This is a genomic window from Streptomyces sp. NPDC001443, assembly GCF_053597355.1.
Genome location: NZ_JBSFIA010000015.1, coordinates 1 through 15829 on the forward strand (window position 1 = coordinate 1; position 15829 = coordinate 15829).

Annotated in this window: 11 protein-coding genes; 10 read left to right on the top strand and 1 reads right to left on the bottom strand. The window is 72.5% G+C overall.

What is annotated here, in order from left to right; translation table 11 throughout:
* Nucleotides 1–1399 precede the first annotated feature (1399 nt).
* On the top strand, nucleotides 1400–2536 hold the full coding sequence (locus tag ACWC24_RS17595) for an FAD-dependent oxidoreductase (protein ID WP_450663713.1): 1137 nt from the start codon (nucleotides 1400–1402) through the stop codon (nucleotides 2534–2536).
* A 292-nt stretch (nucleotides 2537–2828) separates the two neighbouring features.
* Here ACWC24_RS17595 and ACWC24_RS17600 read toward each other — a convergent pair whose 3' ends face one another.
* Entirely contained in the window at nucleotides 2829–3692 is an 864-nt protein-coding gene (locus ACWC24_RS17600; protein ID WP_450663714.1) for a LysR family transcriptional regulator, read from the bottom strand.
* A gap of 92 nt (nucleotides 3693–3784) precedes the next feature.
* Here ACWC24_RS17600 and ACWC24_RS17605 point away from each other — a divergent pair, with 92 nt between their 5' ends.
* The 9 genes from ACWC24_RS17605 (at nucleotide 3785) to ACWC24_RS17645 (ending at nucleotide 15811) form a co-directional block, all read left to right on the top strand.
* Nucleotides 3785–4522: an SDR family oxidoreductase gene (locus ACWC24_RS17605; RefSeq protein ID WP_450663715.1), complete on the top strand. Its 738-nt coding sequence runs from the start codon at nucleotides 3785–3787 to the stop codon at nucleotides 4520–4522.
* 401 nt (nucleotides 4523–4923) lie between these two features.
* Nucleotides 4924–5532: a hypothetical protein gene (locus ACWC24_RS17610; RefSeq protein ID WP_450663716.1), complete on the top strand. Its 609-nt coding sequence runs from the start codon at nucleotides 4924–4926 to the stop codon at nucleotides 5530–5532.
* A gap of 278 nt (nucleotides 5533–5810) precedes the next feature.
* Complete coding sequence (locus ACWC24_RS17615; protein WP_450663717.1) at nucleotides 5811–6689, top strand: oxygenase MpaB family protein; 879 nt, start codon at nucleotides 5811–5813, stop codon at nucleotides 6687–6689.
* Nucleotides 6690–6745: 56 nt separating this feature from the next.
* The gene (locus tag ACWC24_RS17620) at nucleotides 6746–9076 is read left to right on the top strand and encodes a tetratricopeptide repeat protein (protein WP_450663718.1); all 2331 of its coding nucleotides are present in this window, start codon (nucleotides 6746–6748) and stop codon (nucleotides 9074–9076) included.
* 52 nt (nucleotides 9077–9128) lie between these two features.
* The gene (locus ACWC24_RS17625; RefSeq protein WP_450663719.1) at nucleotides 9129–10709 is read left to right on the top strand and encodes a phytoene desaturase family protein; all 1581 of its coding nucleotides are present in this window, start codon (nucleotides 9129–9131) and stop codon (nucleotides 10707–10709) included.
* 31 nt (nucleotides 10710–10740) lie between these two features.
* On the top strand, nucleotides 10741–11403 hold the full coding sequence (locus tag ACWC24_RS17630; RefSeq protein WP_450663720.1) for a GNAT family N-acetyltransferase: 663 nt from the start codon (nucleotides 10741–10743) through the stop codon (nucleotides 11401–11403).
* Nucleotides 11404–11501: 98 nt separating this feature from the next.
* Nucleotides 11502–12614, top strand: coding sequence for an NAD(P)H-dependent flavin oxidoreductase (locus ACWC24_RS17635; RefSeq protein ID WP_450663721.1), 1113 nt, complete (start codon nucleotides 11502–11504; stop codon nucleotides 12612–12614).
* The gene (locus ACWC24_RS17640) at nucleotides 12611–14161 is read left to right on the top strand and encodes an acyl-CoA synthetase (RefSeq protein WP_450663722.1); all 1551 of its coding nucleotides are present in this window, start codon (nucleotides 12611–12613) and stop codon (nucleotides 14159–14161) included. The genes ACWC24_RS17635 and ACWC24_RS17640 overlap by 4 nt, the downstream gene beginning before the upstream one ends.
* Before the next feature lie 93 nt (nucleotides 14162–14254).
* Nucleotides 14255–15811, top strand: coding sequence for an acyl-CoA synthetase (locus tag ACWC24_RS17645; protein WP_450663723.1), 1557 nt, complete (start codon nucleotides 14255–14257; stop codon nucleotides 15809–15811).
* Nucleotides 15812–15829: the final 18 nt, after the last annotated feature.

Consider the following 15829-nt stretch of genomic DNA (forward strand, 5'->3'; position numbering starts at 1 on the left):
TCCTGAAGACCTTCGGCATCGACCACTCGAACCCGCCGATGCCGCCGGCACAGCAGGAGGCCGAACTCAACACCCTCCTCACAGACATGCGCTGACGGGCCCGACCGGCGGCGACTTCCCTGAAGCCGCCGCCGATCACGCTCTCGTCGACATCGTGATCGCCCTCCCCGAAGGGGTCGGGGTCGTCGATGACGCAGATGCGAGCGCCGGACTCGGGCACGCGAAGCGGTGGACGTCCCCGAGAGGTCGTTGCGTTCGACCTTGCGCCACAAGAAAAGATCACGGACCGCAACTCCTCAGGTTGGGCCCGGAGCGTGAACCCCGGTACTCGCGAACCAGGGACGGCGGCACACGGTGGCAGTGGACCAACCGGTAGACCTGCGCACTGATCCCGAATCAGGGCATGAGCCCATCGGCGTCCGAGAAGGAGAGTTCCACCAGCCCGTAGTCCCGGCGCAGCGGCTCCTTACCTGGATCGTCGAGGTAGTCCGGCCCCGCCGTGGCTTCCCATGCGCCGGGCCCGGATCCGATTCAGAACCCGAGGACGTCGCAGTCAGTGGCGACGTGAGTGTAGAAGTCCTGATCAGACACCCGCTGATCTCCTTGGGTCGGGGCAGCATGCAGACCAAGCCATAGCGAGAACACCAGTGCGAAGCCGGGAAACGGGTGTGGTGGCCGATCGGGCTCAGTCGTTGCGGGACAGCACTCGCCACGGCATCCGACTGGACCCGTCGGACACGCCCTGGTTTCCAGGGGTGGTGTTCCGTCTCGCTGAAGGTTGAGCAGCCTCATCGAATCGTGCGTGCCAGATGCTGCTGAAAGTCGAAGGTAGCGGCGGGTGAGCTTGCGGCGCCCTTGGCATCGGCGGGGATCCGGGCCTGCTCTCGGCATGCCCTGGTTCTCCCCCGGCGGAGCTCGGTGCGCCCGTCCGACCCGTCTTGCCGGCGTTGATTTCGCCTGGTGCTGGTTTCCGCTCCCCGCGCGGGACGGCCGGCCCCCTGGGCGGGAGCCAGGTGCCCCGAGGCTTTTGGCTGCAGGGTCGGCCTCTTGTGTCGTGCGAGGAGTTCGGCGACCGCCCCCTTGGCGAGCCCGGTCACAGTCTGTGACGAAGCTTCCTGACTGGGGCGAAGCGGTGCATCGAGCCGACCGTGACATCAGCCCCTGACCGCAACGTATGGGCCTTGCGGTCCGAACGGCCGTGGTTCGCTCGCAAACCGGCCTGGGGCGAGGAGAGTTGGAGCGCGGTCGTACGTGCCGGCGGGCACAGGGGGCCGACGGCGGCGACCCGGCCGGTTCGCTCCGGGCCGACGGCTGATAGAACGTTGCAGGTCACACCGGAAGACCTCGGGGCGGCCGGTTGCCCGGTCGGTCCGGATCGTTCACCAAAGGATCGAGCATCGTGTCTTCTCGTCGAGTCGTCGTCATCGGTGGCGGGGTCATGGGCTCGTCCGCCGCGTGGCGGCTTGCTGCCCGGGGTGACCGCGTCACCCTGCTGGAGCGCTTCCCGCCCGGCCACGACCGGGGCAGCTCGCACGGCACCTCGCGGATCTTCCGGCTGGCCTACGCGGACCCCTTCTACGTCGGTCTCGCCGTGCGGTCGCTGCCGCTGTGGCGGCGGCTGGAGCAGGAGACGGGACGGCAGGTGCTCACCCTCACCGGAGCCGTCGACCACGGCCCGGCCGCCACGACCGAGGCACTGTACGAGACGCTGACCGCCGCCGGACGCCCCGCCGAGCGGCTGGCCCCGGAGGAGGTCGCCGAGCGCTGGCCGGGGCTGCGCGCCGACACCGGTGCGGTCTTCCACCCGGAGGCCGGACGCCTGCACGCCGACGAGGCGGTCACCGCCTTCCAGCAGGCGGCGCGGGCGCACGGAGCCGAGGTCCGGCACGGCGTCCGGGTGACCGGGCTGTCGGTGCACGGCGACGCCGGGGTCCGGGTGGTCACGGACACGGAGGAGGAACTGCGCGCCGATGCCGTCGTGGTCGCGGTCGGCGGCTGGGCGCCCGGAATGCTGGGCGGCGGTACCGCTCCGCTGGTCGGCGGCGTGCCGGTGCTGCGTGTCACCCAGGAACAGCCCGCGCACTTCCCCGCCAAGGACGCGCTCACCTGGCCCAGCTACATTCACCACCCGGGCGCCGCGCTGCCCATGGACGGCCTCACCGCGGACGGGGTGTACGGACTCGGCAGCACCGACGGCGTCAAGGCGGGCTTCCACGGCGTCGGCCCGGTCGTCGACCCCGACCGGCGCGACCGCACCCCGGACGCCGCGATCCTGCGAGAGCTGGCGGCGTACGCCGAGCGCTGGCTCCCCGGCGTGGACCACACCGCGCCCGAGGCCGTGACCTGCTTGTACACCACCACCCCCGACCATGACTTCGTCATCGACCGGCAGGGCCCGGTCACCGTGCTCGGAGGGTTCTCCGGGCACGGCTTCAAGTTCGCGTCGGTCATCGGCGAGCTGGCGGCCGCGCTGGTACGCGGAGAGCCCGGACCGAGCCGGTTCGCACTCGGACGCCCGCGTCCCACGAGCCACTGAGCCGTCCCCGAGGAAGGGGCACCTCCCACCGCTTTTCTCCGGCGCAGGGCAGGACGAACCGGCCACTTGTCCCGTCCCGCCGCGCCCGCGCACCGAGGATCTGCCCTCGCCACGGTGTCCGGTCATGGCGACAGGCGTTGTGACCTGCGGTGTGGCAAAGTGCCAACCGTCTTGCTGATTTCGTGTCTCCAGCTGCTGGAGCTACTTGGCACAGGTGCAGGTCACGAACGTTGTCCCGGTGTCAACCACCGAGCCTGGTCACACGCGTGCGGCGAAGACCGGCAGGACCTGGTCACAGCCGTGCGGCCGTGCGGACCAGGCCGGCCAGGGCGACGGAGCGGCTGTGCGCGGGCCAGACGATGTGGGTCACGACGGGAGGCGCGTCGGTCAAGGGCACGGCCGTGTGCTCGGCCCACAGCCAGGAGCGGGCGGAGTCGGGGACGACCGCCACGGTGCGTCCGAGGGCGATCAACTGGGCCAGTTGCGTCTGGTCGTGGATCTCGGGGCCCGGGCCGGGTGCGTAGGTGCCGTGGCTGGGCCAGCGGGCGAGCGGCAGATCGGGGACGTCCCCGACATCGGCCAGGGACAAGGTCTCGCGGGCGGCGAGCGGGTGCCCGGCGGGCAGGACGGCGACCTGCCCCTCGGTCGTCAGCGCCTCGCTGTCGAACCCCGCGAGGGAGTTCCACGGCGTGTGCATGAGCGCGACATCGGCGCGTCCGTCGCGCAGCAGCTCCTCCTGCTCGCAGATGCCGCACGGCAGCACCTCGATCTCGGCACCGCCGGGCTCGGCCGCGTAGGCGTCGAGAAGCTTCCGCAGCAGTTCGTGCGACGCGGCGGCCTTCACCGCGAGGACCAGCCGACCGCGGGAGCCGCCAGGACTGTCGGCACCGCCGGCGCGCCGGGTGCGGCGAGCGGCGGCAGCGGTCGCGTCGAGGGCCGCCCGGCCCTCGTGCAGCAGCACCTCTCCGGCACCGGTCAGGCGGACACCACGGCGGTTGCGCTGCAACAGGCAGACCCCGAGGCGCCGTTCGAGCTGCTGGATCGCCCGCGACAGCGGCGGCTGGGCCATGCCGAGGCGCTCGGCGGCGCGCCCGAAGTGCAGTTCCTCGGCGACGGCCACGAAGTACCTCAACTCGCGGGTCTCCAGGGCGTCCACGGCCGCAGCATACGCGGTGATACCCGGCAGGTATGACAGGACACCGTATCGGTGTTGGCCGCGCCACTCGTGCGCGAGCCAACATCGTCAGCATGAGCGAAACGATGATCGCGCTGGTGACCGGCGCGAACAAGGGCATCGGGTACGAGATCGCGGCCGGGCTGGGCGGCCTCGGGTACCGCGTGGGCGTGGGAGCCCGCGACGCCGCCCGACGCGAGACCGCCGTCGGGAAGCTGCGCGCCGCCGGCGTGGACGCGTTCGGGGTACCGCTGGACGTGACCGACGACCGGAGCGTCACCGATGCCGCGGAACTGGTCGAACGGCTGGCCGGGCGCCTGGACGCCCTGGTCAACAACGCCGGCGTCTCGGGCGAGATGGACCCGGGGTGGGTGCAGGACCCGACCGCGCTCGACCTGGAGGTGCTCCGCGCGGTCGTCGACACCAACGTCATGGGTGTCGTCCGGGTCACCAACGCGATGCTGCCACTGCTGCGGCGCTCGGCCTCGCCGCGCATCGTCAATGTCTCCAGCAGCGTCGGTTCCCTGACCCGGCAATCGGACCCGGACATCGAGATCGGCCCGATCATGGCGGCCTACGCGCCGTCGAAGTCGTTCCTCAACGCCCTCACCGTGCAGTACGCCCGGCAGTTCGCCGGTACGGACATCCTGATCAACGCCGCCTGCCCGGGCCTGGTCGCGACCGACTTCACGGGCTTCCAAGGGCCCCGTACCCCTGAACAGGGCGCGGCCACGGCGATCCGGCTCGCCACCCTGCCCGACGGCGGCCCGACCGGTTCGTTCTTCGAGGACGACGGCGTCGTCCCCTGGTGAGCACGGACCCGCCGTGGCTTCCGCGGAAACCGGATGCACCGAGAACCCCGGGCCGAACGTTCTCATCGAACCCGGCAACCCCGCAGCTCAGCACGGGATCCACGGATCGCCTCACCTCACCGCCGCCTCCCCGAAGGGGATATGGGCGATATCTGCCGTAAACCCTTTTTGACTCCTCCGCGCCGCCCGACGCACCGAAATGCAACCGTCAGTTGATCCCCAACACCATGGCGAGGGACACTGTCCGGCGGATGCGTGTTCCCGACCGAGCGGCACTCGCCTCGGTATCCTCCCGTGCAGGTCGTCGGAGGCCATTTGCCCAAAGATTACTGGGCAGTTGACCTCGGGGTTTCGTGGTAGCGTCCTTGTTCGGAGGGACAGTGCAACCTGAAAGGGAAATCGTGAACACGGAGAAGATCGCCGCTCGCCGCCTCTCGCTGGAAGAGGTGACGAAGCTCGGCGTGAAGGACAGGCTCTTCATTTCCGCCGACACGGCAGAACTCAAGCTTCCCGGCTGCTATGTCCCCGCTTTTCTGACCAAGTCCGGTGAGGATTTCGAGGGCGGCTCGATCACGGCGAGAACCGTATTCCAGGAAGAGGTCTCCTGCCTTCCCGACGACGAGAACGAAGCCGGAATCTACTTGGCCGACGAGAACGGCTCGGTGACCATCGAGGTTCTCCAGTCCGCCGGTGTCGTGCTGGACCTGGCGCTTTTCGTCCCCGGTGGGGACAAGGGGGCCCTCACGGCCCTTTACGCTGCGGCCCGGCAGGCGTTCGGCGCCGACATCGTGCAGATCTGGCGCCAGGGCCTCAAGGAGGTTCCCGACGTCAAGGTCGACATCTTCGAGGAGCAGATTCCCCGGGGGCGCAAGGCGGGCGAAAGTCCCAAGCGTGACCGTCGCGCGATCGACACCTACCCCACCCGTGCGGACTTCATCGAGTTCTCCGCGGGATGGAAGCCGGTCGTCGAGATTCACAAGCCGGTCGTCGACGACACCCCGACCATCTGAGGCGGCGTCATCTCTCGTTCTCTGCCTGAGAGATCGCCGAGAACGCGTGCGCCGGACCCGGTCGACTCCTGAGTGGCCCAGGGAGCCGTCGGAAAACAACTCACGAAAGCCGAAGCGCAGGGCTTCGGCGTAGTCGAGTGACGTCCACCGCGCACGCGGTCGGGCCGAGGACGACGCCCAGCGCGTGCCGCACTCCTCGCCAGCCGGGTCCGGGCCGGGGAAGGACGCGTCCGGCCGGCCGGCTGGTGTCCGGCGACCGCGCGGGGCACACTTCGGGCATGGCGTCCCGAGGCACACCCGACCCCGGGCTCTTCGGCCCCGCGTCCGTGACCTGGCAGATGCACGGCGACCCCATGATGTGGGTGGCCGGCGTCCGCGCGCTCTACCTCCAGGCACTGCATCCGCGCGCGGTGCGCGGGGTCATGCAGAACTCCACTGTGTTCGATCGTGAAAAGAGTGGCCGGCAGGACGCCTGGGGCCGGCTGATGCGTACCGCCGACTTCGTCGGCATCACGACGTACGGCACCACCGAGGCCGCCGAGAAGGCCGGCGCCCGGGTCCGGAAGATCCACGCCAGGCTGACGGCGACCGACCCGGAGACCGGCGAGCGGTACGGGGTCGACGAGCCCGCGCTGCTGCTGTGGGTGCACTGCGCCGAGATCGACTCCTATCTCCACGTCCTGCGCCGCTCCGGCTTCCCGCTCACCGACGCCCAGGCCGACCGCTACATCGGCGAACACCGCGTCGGCGCCCGCCTGGTGGGCCTGGACCCCGACGCCGTACCCGCCGACCGGGCCGAGCTGGCCGCGTACTTCGCGCGGGTGCGGCCCGAGCTCGCCGCCGGGCCCGAGGCGCGCACCGTGGACGACTTCCTGCTGCGCCCGCCGACGCACCCCCTCCTCGTCCCGGCGCGCGAGGTGCTGTGGCGGCGCGTGGCGGACCTGGCGTACGCCTCCCTGCCGCCGTACGCCCACACGCTGTACGGCAGACCGGTCCCGCGGCCCGCCACCGTCACCCGCCGGCTGCGTGCCACCGGCACCCTCCTGCGCTGTGTTCCCGCACGTCTGCGCTGGCAACTCCCGCCCCAACACGTCCTGCGCGCCATGGCCCGCCTCGGCCCCGCCGCGCGCCCGGCACCGTACAAAGTCGGACGATAGGCCGCCATACTGGACGAGCCAGGGGAGGACGGGGCGAACGGGGGCGACCGTACGCGATGGCGGAGACCAGACTGATCCAGGGCCGGTACCGACTGCTCGACGTGATCGGGCGCGGCGGCATGGGCGAGGTGTGGCGTGCGCGCGACGAGTCGCTCGACCGGCACGTCGCCGTGAAGTGCCTCAAGCCGCGCGGTCCGGCGCACGACGCGACCTTCACCCGGGTGCTGCGCGAGCGGTTCCGGCGCGAGGCCCGGGTGGCCGCGGGCCTCCAGCACCGCGGGGTGACCGTCGTCCACGACTTCGGCGAGTCCGACGGCGTCCTCTTCCTGGTCATGGAGCTCCTGGAGGGGCGCGACCTGGGCCGGCTGCTGGAGGACGACGGCCACCGGCCGCTGCCGGTCGCGGACGTCGTGGAGATAGCCGACCAGGTGGCCGCCGCGCTCGCCTACACACACCGCCAGGGCATCGTGCACCGCGACCTGAAGCCCGCCAACATCGTCCGGCTCACCGACGGCACCGTGAAGATCTGCGACTTCGGCATCGCGCGGCTGGGCCACGACATCGGCTTCACCTCCCGGCTGACCGGCACCGGCATCGCCATGGGCACCCCGCACTACATGTCGCCCGAGCAGATCGGCGGCGACGAGGTCGACCGGCGCAGCGACCTGTACTCGCTCGGCTGCGTGCTGTACGAGATCGCCACCGGGGCGCCGCCGTTCGACCTCGACGACGCCTGGGCGGTCCTCATCGGCCACCGCGACACCCCGCCCCGCCCGCCGCGCGAGCACCGCGCCGAACTGCCCGGCTACCTGGAGCGGATCATCCTCGACCTGCTCGCCAAGGAACCCGGACAACGCCCCGGCGACGCCCTCGAAGTGGGCCGCCGGATCGCCGCGGGCCGCACCCCGGCGGTGTACGTGCCGACCGTGGTGACCCCCCGTCCGCCGCTGCGGACGCCCGAGCCGGCCGCCCGCGAGCCGCGCCTGCCGTCCTGGACCCGGGGCATGACCACCGGCCACAAGGCGACCGCGGCCGGGCCGCGTCCCGTACTCCCCGACGCCGGGGCCGCGCTCACCGGCGAGTGGATCGCGCGCCCGGTCACCGGCCGACCCGCCCAGTCCCGACAACCCGCCCCGTCCCGGCCCGCGCAGCCCCAACCCGTCCTGCCCCAACCCGTCCTGCCCCGGTCCGTGCAGCCCTCGCCCGCCCAGCCCCGGCCCGACGCGGCGCCCGCCGCGGACCGCGAGACCCTCACCGCCCTCGCCGGGCGCCACGGCACCGGGCTCGGCCTGGGCCGCCTCGGCCGCTGGACCGAGGCGGGCGAGGTGCACCGCGCGGTCGCCGCCGAACGAGAACGGCTCCTCGGCCCCGACCACCCCGACACCCTCGCCAGCCGCTACGAGCTCGCCTTCACCCTCAGCCGCACCGGCCGCGCCGCCGACGCGCTGCGCGAGTACAAGCAGGTCGCCGCGGCCCGCACCCGGGCGCTGGGCGCCGACCATCCCGACTCGCTCGCCGTGCGCCAGGAGATGGCCTACGTCCTCGGACAACTGGGCCGTCACTTCGACGCGCACCAGGTCTACCGCGCGGTGCTCGCCGCCCGGGAGCGGACCATGGGCCCGGACCACCCCGACACCCTGCGCTGCCGCCACAACCTCGCCTTCAACCTCAGCCGGCTCGGCCGTCCGCAGGACTCCTACCGCATGGCCCACGAGGTCGCCGCCGCCCGTGCCCGGGTGCTCGGCCCCGACCACCCGGACACCCTGGTGACCCGTTACGAGGTCGCCTACGCGCTCGGTCAGCTCGGCCGCTGGCCGGAGGCGCTCCAGCAGTACCGCGAGATCGCCGAGGCCCGTGCCCGGGTGCTCGGCCCCGACCACGCCGACACCCTCGCAGCCCGGCACGAGATCGGCATCAGCCTCGGCCGGCTGGGCCGCAGCGCGGAGGCGCTCGTCCTCTACCGCGAACTCGCCGAGGCCCGCGCCCGGGCGCACGGCCCCGCCCACGCCGAGACCCTCCGCGCCCGCCACGGCCTCGGCGTCAACCTGGGCCGCCTCGGCCGCTGGGAGGAGGCCCTCGCCGAGGCCCGGGACGTGTGCGCGATCCGCGAGCGCGCGCTGGGCCCGGACCACCCCGACACCCTGGTCAGCCGGCGCGAGGTCGCCGTGGGCCTGGGCTGGCTCGGCCGCTGGCCGGACGCGCTGGCCGAGTACCGGCAGGTGGCGTCGGCCCGCGAGCGCGTCCTCGGCGCGGACCACCCCGACACCCTCGCCAGCCGCAACGACGAGGCCCACTGCCTGGAGCAGCTCGGACGCTCCGCGGAGGCGGTGGAGCTGTACCGGAGGGTCGCGGTGCTGCGTCAGCGGCAGGCCTCGGACGGCCGCTGACCCCGGCGTCCGCCCTCTGGCCGACCGGGATCACCTCGTGTTTCCTGGGATCATGCCTGCTCTCGAGGGACATCACAGCGGACGGCGCGGTTACGACGCCGTGATCGTCGGCGGAGGACACAACGGCCTGGTCGCCGCCGCCTACCTGGCCCGGGCCGGACGCTCCGTGCTGGTGCTGGAGCGACTGGAGCGCACCGGCGGCGCCGCCGTCTCCACCCGCCCGTTCACCGGCGTCGACGCCCGGCTCTCGCGCTACTCCTATCTGGTCAGCCTGCTGCCGAAGAAGATCGTGCGCGATCTGGGCCTGGACTTCCGGGTGCGCGGGCGGACCATCTCCTCGTACACCCCCGTCGAACGCGACGGACGGCCCACCGGGCTGCTCGTCGGCGGCGGCGAACGGCGCAACCGCGAGGCCTTCGCCCGGCTGACCGGCGGCCCGCGCGAGTACGAGGCCTGGCGGCGCTTCTACGCCATGACGGGCCGCGTCGCCGAGCGGGTCTTCCCGACCCTGACCGGCCCGCTGCCCACCCGCGAGGAACTGCGCCGCCGGGTCGACGACGAGGACGCCTGGCGGATGCTGTTCGAGGAGCCCATCGGGGTCGCCGTCGAGAAGCACTTCGCCGACGACCTGGTCCGCGGGGTCGTCCTGACCGACGCGCTCATCGGCACCTTCGCCGACGCCCACGACCCCTCGCTGAAGCAGAACCGCTGCTTCCTCTACCACGTGATCGGCGGCGGCACCGGAGCCTGGGACGTACCCGTCGGCGGCATGGGCGCCCTGACCGACGCGCTGGCCGCGGCCGCCCGCCAGGCCGGCGCCGTCCTCGCGACCGGGCACGAGGCGCTGCGCATCGCCACGGACGGCCGGACGGCCCAGGTCACCTACCGCACGGCGGACGGCGAGGGGGTAGCCGAGGCCCGGCACGTCCTGGTCAACGCATCCCCGCAGGCCCTCGCGGCCCTCACCGGCGACACCCCGCCGACCCCCGCCGAGGGCGCCCAGCTCAAGGTGAACATGCTGCTCAAGCGGCTGCCGAGACTGCGGGACAGGTCCGTCGACCCGCGCGAGGCGTTCGCCGGCACCTTCCACATCGCCGAGGGCTACGAGCAACTGGCCGCCGCGCACGCCCAGGCCGCCGCGGGCGAACTGCCCACCGTCCCGCCCTCCGAGATCTACTGCCACTCCCTCACCGACCCGACGATCCTCGGCCCGGACCTGGTCCGGCAGGGCTACCAGACCCTCACCCTCTTCGGCCTCCACACCCCGGCCCGCCTGTTCCAACAGGACAACGACGCCGTACGGGCGGAGCTGCTGAGGTCGACACTGGCCCAGCTCGACGCGCACCTGGACGAACCGCTCACCGACTGCCTCGCCGTCGACGCCGACGGACGCCCGTGCCTGGAGGCGAAGACCCCGTTGGACCTGGAGCGCGACCTGCGGCTGCCCGGGGGCAACATCTTCCACCGCGACCTGTCCTGGCCGTACGCCGACGAGGGCACCGGCCGCTGGGGTGTGGCGACCCGGCACGCCAACGTGCTGCTCTGCGGGGCCGGCGCGGTGCGCGGCGGCGGAGTGAGCGGGGTGCCCGGCCACAACGCGGCGATGGCCGTGCTGGAGGAGGGGACCGACTGACCGCCTCGACGGCAGACATTAGGGTCGGCGGATGGACCTGACAGCCTTACGACTGGAGGCGGCCGCCGACGCGACGGCTCCCGCGCTCCTGCTGCGCCCCTGGACCGCCGCCGACGCGCCCGCCCTGGTCGAGACGTACCGGGACGCGGCACTGCGCCGCTGGACCACCGGCGCGGTGGACGACGAGGAGGGCGCGGCGAGCTGGGTGCGGGAGCAGGGACGCGGACGGGTGACGGGGGAGCGCCTCGCGTTCGCCGTCGTCGAGCGCCGGCCGGACGGCACCGAAGGCGCGCCCGCGGGCCATGTCGTGCTCAAGCGGCCCGTGGCCGGCGCGCCCGGTGCCGAGGTCGGCTACTGGACCGCGGCCTCCGCCCGGGGCCGGGGCCTGGCGCCCCGGGCCCTGGCCGTACTGGTGGACTGGGCGTTCGCCGCCTTCGCCGAGGACGGGCTGACCCGGCTCGAACTCCTCCACCAGCAGGACAACACCGCCTCCTGCCGCGTCGCCGAGAAGGCCGGGTTCGCCTTCACCGCCCTGCTGCCCGCGGCTCCGCCCGCCTTCCCCCTCGACGGCCATCTGCACACGGTCGTACGCGCGGCCCGGCAGGAAGACCGGGAAGCGGCGCGGCCGGACGACCGAGAAACGGCGCGGCAAGAAGCCCGAGAAGCGGACCGGCGAGAAGCCCGAGAGATCTGACGGGAAATCAGGCAGGGATCCGGCAGGGCTCCATAGAGAACTGACGGAGCATCAGAAAAGGTCTTCCGTCGGCAGGGCGACTGCGGCATCCTGCGCCCATGCAGACGGAGCTGAGCAGGAAACTGGGAGTCGAGCACGCCGTCTTCGGCTTCACGCCGTTCCCCGCCGTGGCCGCGGCCATCAGCAGGGCCGGCGGCTTCGGGGTGCTCGGCGCGGTCCGTTACACCGCCCCGGACGACCTCAAGCGCGACCTCGACTGGATCGAGGCGCACATCGGCGGCCGGCCCTACGGCCTCGACGTGGTCATGCCCGCCAAGAAGGTCGAGGGCGTGACCGAGGCCGACGTCGAGGCGATGATCCCCGAGGGGCACCGCCGGTTCGTCACGGACACCCTCGCCAAGTACGGCGTGCCCGAGCTGGCCCCGGGCGAGCCCTCCGGCTGGCGGATCACCGGCTGGATGGAACAGGTCGCCCGCACCCAGCTCGACGTCGCCTTCGACTACCCGATCCGGCTGCTCGCCAACGCCCTGGGCTCACCGCCCGCGGACGTCGTGGCCCGCGCCCACGACCGGGACGTGCTCGTCGCCGCGCTGGCCGGCAGCGCCCGGCACGCCCGCAAGCACCAGGAGGCGGGCATCGACATCGTCGTCGCGCAGGGGTACGAGGCCGGCGGCCACACCGGGGAGATCGCCACCATGGTGCTGACCCCCGAGGTCGTCGAGGCCGTCGCCCCGCTGCCCGTGCTGGCCGCCGGCGGCATCGGCAGCGGCGAGCAGGCCGCCGCCGCGTTCGCGCTCGGCGCCCAGGGGGTGTGGCTGGGGTCCCTGTGGCTCACCACCACCGAGGCCGACCTCACCTCGCCCGCCCTGACCCGCAAACTGCTGGCCGCCGGCTCCGGCGACACCGTCCGCTCCCGGGCCCTGACCGGGAAACCGGCCCGTCAGTTGCGTACCGAATGGACCGACGCCTGGGACGCCCCGGACGGACCCGGCACCCTCCCCATGCCCCTCCAGGGGCTGCTCGTCGCCGAGGCCGTCTCCCGCATCCAGAAGTACGAGGTCGACCCGCTGCTCGGCACGCCCGTCGGCCAGATCGTCGGCCGCATGAACAGCGAACGCGCCGTCCAGGACGTCTTCGACGACCTCACCCGCGGCTTCGAACGGGCCGTGGACCGCATCGACCGCATCGCCGGAAGGAGCGGCCGGACATGAGCACACCTCCCGTCGGATTCTGGGCCCAGGCCACCGCCGACCCCGACCGCACCGTCCTCGTCGCCCCCGACGGCGAACAGTGGACCGCCGGCCGTCTGCACGCCGCCGCCAACCGGCTCGTACACGGCCTGCGCGCCGCCGGACTCGGACGCGGCGACTCCTTCGCGGTCGTCCTGCCCAATTCGGCCGAGTTCTTCGTGGCCTATCTGGCCGCCTCCCAGGCCGGGTTCTACCTCGTCCCGGTCAACCACCACTTCGTCGCACCCGAGATCGCCTGGATCGTCGCCGACTCCGGCGCCAAGGTCCTCATCACCCGCGAACGGTTCGCCGGCCCCGCCCGGCAGGCCGCCGACGAGGCCGGGCTGCCGGCCGCGGGCCGGTACGCCCTCGGCACGGTCGAGGGCTTCCGCCCGTACGCCGAACTCCTCGACGGACAGCCGGAGTCGGCGCCCACGGACCGCACCCTCGGCTGGGTCATGAACTACACCTCGGGCACCACGGGACGCCCCCGCGGCATCCGGCGCCCGCTGCCCGGCAAGCTCCCCGAGGAGTCCTACCTCGGCGGCTTCCTCGGCATCTTCGGCATCCGGCCGCACGACGGCAACGTCCACCTCGTCTGCTCACCGCTCTACCACACGGCCGTCCTCCAGTTCGCGGGCGCCTCCCTGCACATCGGCCACCGGCTGGTGCTGATGGACAAGTGGACGCCCGAGGAGATGCTCCGCCTCATCGACACCCACCGGTGCACCCACACCCACATGGTCCCGACCCAGTTCCACCGGCTGCTCGCCCTGCCCGAGCAGGTCAGAAGGTCGTACGACGTCTCCGCCATGCGGCACGCCATCCACGGCGCCGCGCCCTGCCCCGACCACGTCAAGCGCGCGATGATCGACTGGTGGGGGCACGCGGTGGAGGAGTACTACGCGGCCAGCGAGGGCGGCGGCGCCTTCGCCACCGCCGAGGACTGGCTGAAGAAGCCCGGGACCGTCGGCAAGGCCTGGCCGATCAGCGAACTCGCGGTCTTCGACGACGACGGCAACCGGCTGCCGCCCGGCGAACTCGGCACCGTCTACCTGAAGATGAACACCGGCGGCTTCGCGTACCACAAGGACGAGGCCAAGACGCGCAAGAACCGCATCGGTGACTTCTTCACCGTCGGCGACCTCGGCTACCTCGACGAGGACGGCTATCTCTTCCTCCGAGACCGCAAGATCGACATGATCATCTCGGGCGGGGTCAACATCTACCCGGCCGAGATCGAGTCCGCCCTCCTCGCGCACCCCGCCGTCGCCGACGCCGCCGCCTTCGGCATCCCGCACGACGACTGGGGCGAGGAGGTCAAGGCAGTCGTCGAACCGGCCCCGGGCCACGAGGCCGGCCCCGACCTCGCGGCCGCCCTCCTCGACCACTGCGCCGGGCGGCTCGCCGGCTACAAACGCCCGAAGACCGTCGACTTCGTCGCCGAGATGCCGCGCGACCCCAACGGCAAGCTCTACAAACGACGGCTGCGGGACCCCTACTGGGAGGGGCACGCGAAGAAGATGTGACCGGCCCCGGCTCCCGCCCCGGACCGCGGGTCCGGGAGCGGACCGGGGCCGGGCGCTTGACCTCCTTCTTCCGCCGACCGAGGATCAGGTCCCATGACGCCTGGACATGGGAGCACGGTCGACGGGGTGCTGCGGCGCAGCGCCCGCCGCACCCCGGCGCGCGTCGCGGTGGGCTACCGCGACCGCACCTGGACCTACGAAGAACTCGACACGGCCGTCTCCCGCGCGGCGAGCGTCCTGCTCGACCAGGGCCTCGCCCCGGGCGACCGGGTCGGCGCCTACGGCCACAACTCCGACGCCTACCTGATCGCCTTCCTCGCCTGCGCCCGCGCGGGCCTGGTGCACGTACCGGTCAACCAGAACCTGACCGGCGACGACCTCGCCTACATCGTCGGCCAGTCGGGCAGCGCGCTGGTCCTCACGGACCCGGACCTGGCCGCGCGCCTGCCCTCGGGCGTACGCACCCTGCCGCTGCGCGACAGCGACGACTCCCTGCTGGCCCGGCTGGCCGCGGCGGCCCCGTACGACGGCCCCGAGCCGCGCGCCGAGGACCTGGTGCAGCTCCTCTACACCTCGGGGACGACGGCGCTGCCCAAGGGCGCGATGATGACCCACCGGGCGCTGGTCCACGAGTACCTGAGCGCGATCACCGCCCTCGACCTGAGCGCGGGCGACCGCCCGGTGCACTCCCTGCCGCTCTACCACTCGGCGCAGATGCACGTGTTCCTGCTGCCCTACCTGGCGGTCGGCGCGACGAACGTCATCCTCGACGCGCCCGACGGCGACGAGCTGTTCGACCTGATCGAGTCGGGCCGCGTGGACAGCCTGTTCGCGCCGCCGACGGTGTGGATCGGCCTGGCCAACCGCCCCGACTTCGCCACCCGTGACCTCGGCGGTCTGCGCAAGGCCTACTACGGGGCGTCGATCATGCCCGTCCCGGTCCTGGAACGGCTGCGTGAGCGCCTGCCGAAGCTCGGCTTCTACAACTGCTTCGGCCAGAGCGAGATCGGCCCGCTGGCCACCGTCCTCGCCCCGGACGAGCACAAGGGCCGGATGGACTCCTGCGGCCGTACGGTCCTCTTCGTGGACGCCCGGGTCGTCGACGAGGACGGCAAGGACGTGCCCGACGGCACGCCCGGTGAGATCGTCTACCGCTCCCCGCAACTGTGCGAGGGCTACTGGGACAAGCCCGAGGAGACCGCGGAGGCCTTCCGCGACGGCTGGTTCCACTCCGGCGACCTCGCGGTCCGCGACGCCCACGGCTTCTTCACGGTCGTCGACCGGGTCAAGGACGTCATCAACTCCGGTGGCGTCCTGGTCGCCTCGCGGCAGGTCGAGGACGCCCTGTACACCCACGACGCCGTCGCCGAGGTCGCCGTCGTCGGCCTGCCCGACGAACGCTGGATCGAGGCGGTCACCGCGATCGTGGTGCCGCGCGGCGAGGTCACCGAGGCCGAGCTCGTCGCCCACGCCCGCGAGAAGCTCGCCCCCTTCAAGGCGCCCAAGCGGGTGCTGTTCGTCGACAGCCTGCCGCGCAACGCCAGCGGAAAGATCCTCAAACGCGAGCTGCGGGACCGCTTCCACGCCCCCGTCACAGCCCCGGCAAATTCTTCGACAGACGGCCGGCCGGCTGGCAGACTTCACACATGATCTACGGAATCGAGTCCC

Bases quoted from the DNA above. Each gene is read 5' to 3' on its own strand.
- ACWC24_RS17605 (WP_450663715.1), top strand. From the start codon at position 3,785: ATGAGCGAAACGATGATCGCGCTGGTGACCGGCGCGAACAAGGGCATC.
- ACWC24_RS17615 (WP_450663717.1), top strand. From the start codon at position 5,811: ATGGCGTCCCGAGGCACACCCGACCCCGGGCTCTTCGGCCCCGCGTCC.
- ACWC24_RS17620 (WP_450663718.1), top strand. From the start codon at position 6,746: ATGGCGGAGACCAGACTGATCCAGGGCCGGTACCGACTGCTCGACGTG.
- ACWC24_RS17625 (WP_450663719.1), top strand. From the start codon at position 9,129: ATGCCTGCTCTCGAGGGACATCACAGCGGACGGCGCGGTTACGACGCC.
- ACWC24_RS17630 (WP_450663720.1), top strand. From the start codon at position 10,741: ATGGACCTGACAGCCTTACGACTGGAGGCGGCCGCCGACGCGACGGCT.
- ACWC24_RS17635 (WP_450663721.1), top strand. From the start codon at position 11,502: ATGCAGACGGAGCTGAGCAGGAAACTGGGAGTCGAGCACGCCGTCTTC.
- ACWC24_RS17640 (WP_450663722.1), top strand. From the start codon at position 12,611: ATGAGCACACCTCCCGTCGGATTCTGGGCCCAGGCCACCGCCGACCCC.
- ACWC24_RS17645 (WP_450663723.1), top strand. From the start codon at position 14,255: ATGACGCCTGGACATGGGAGCACGGTCGACGGGGTGCTGCGGCGCAGC.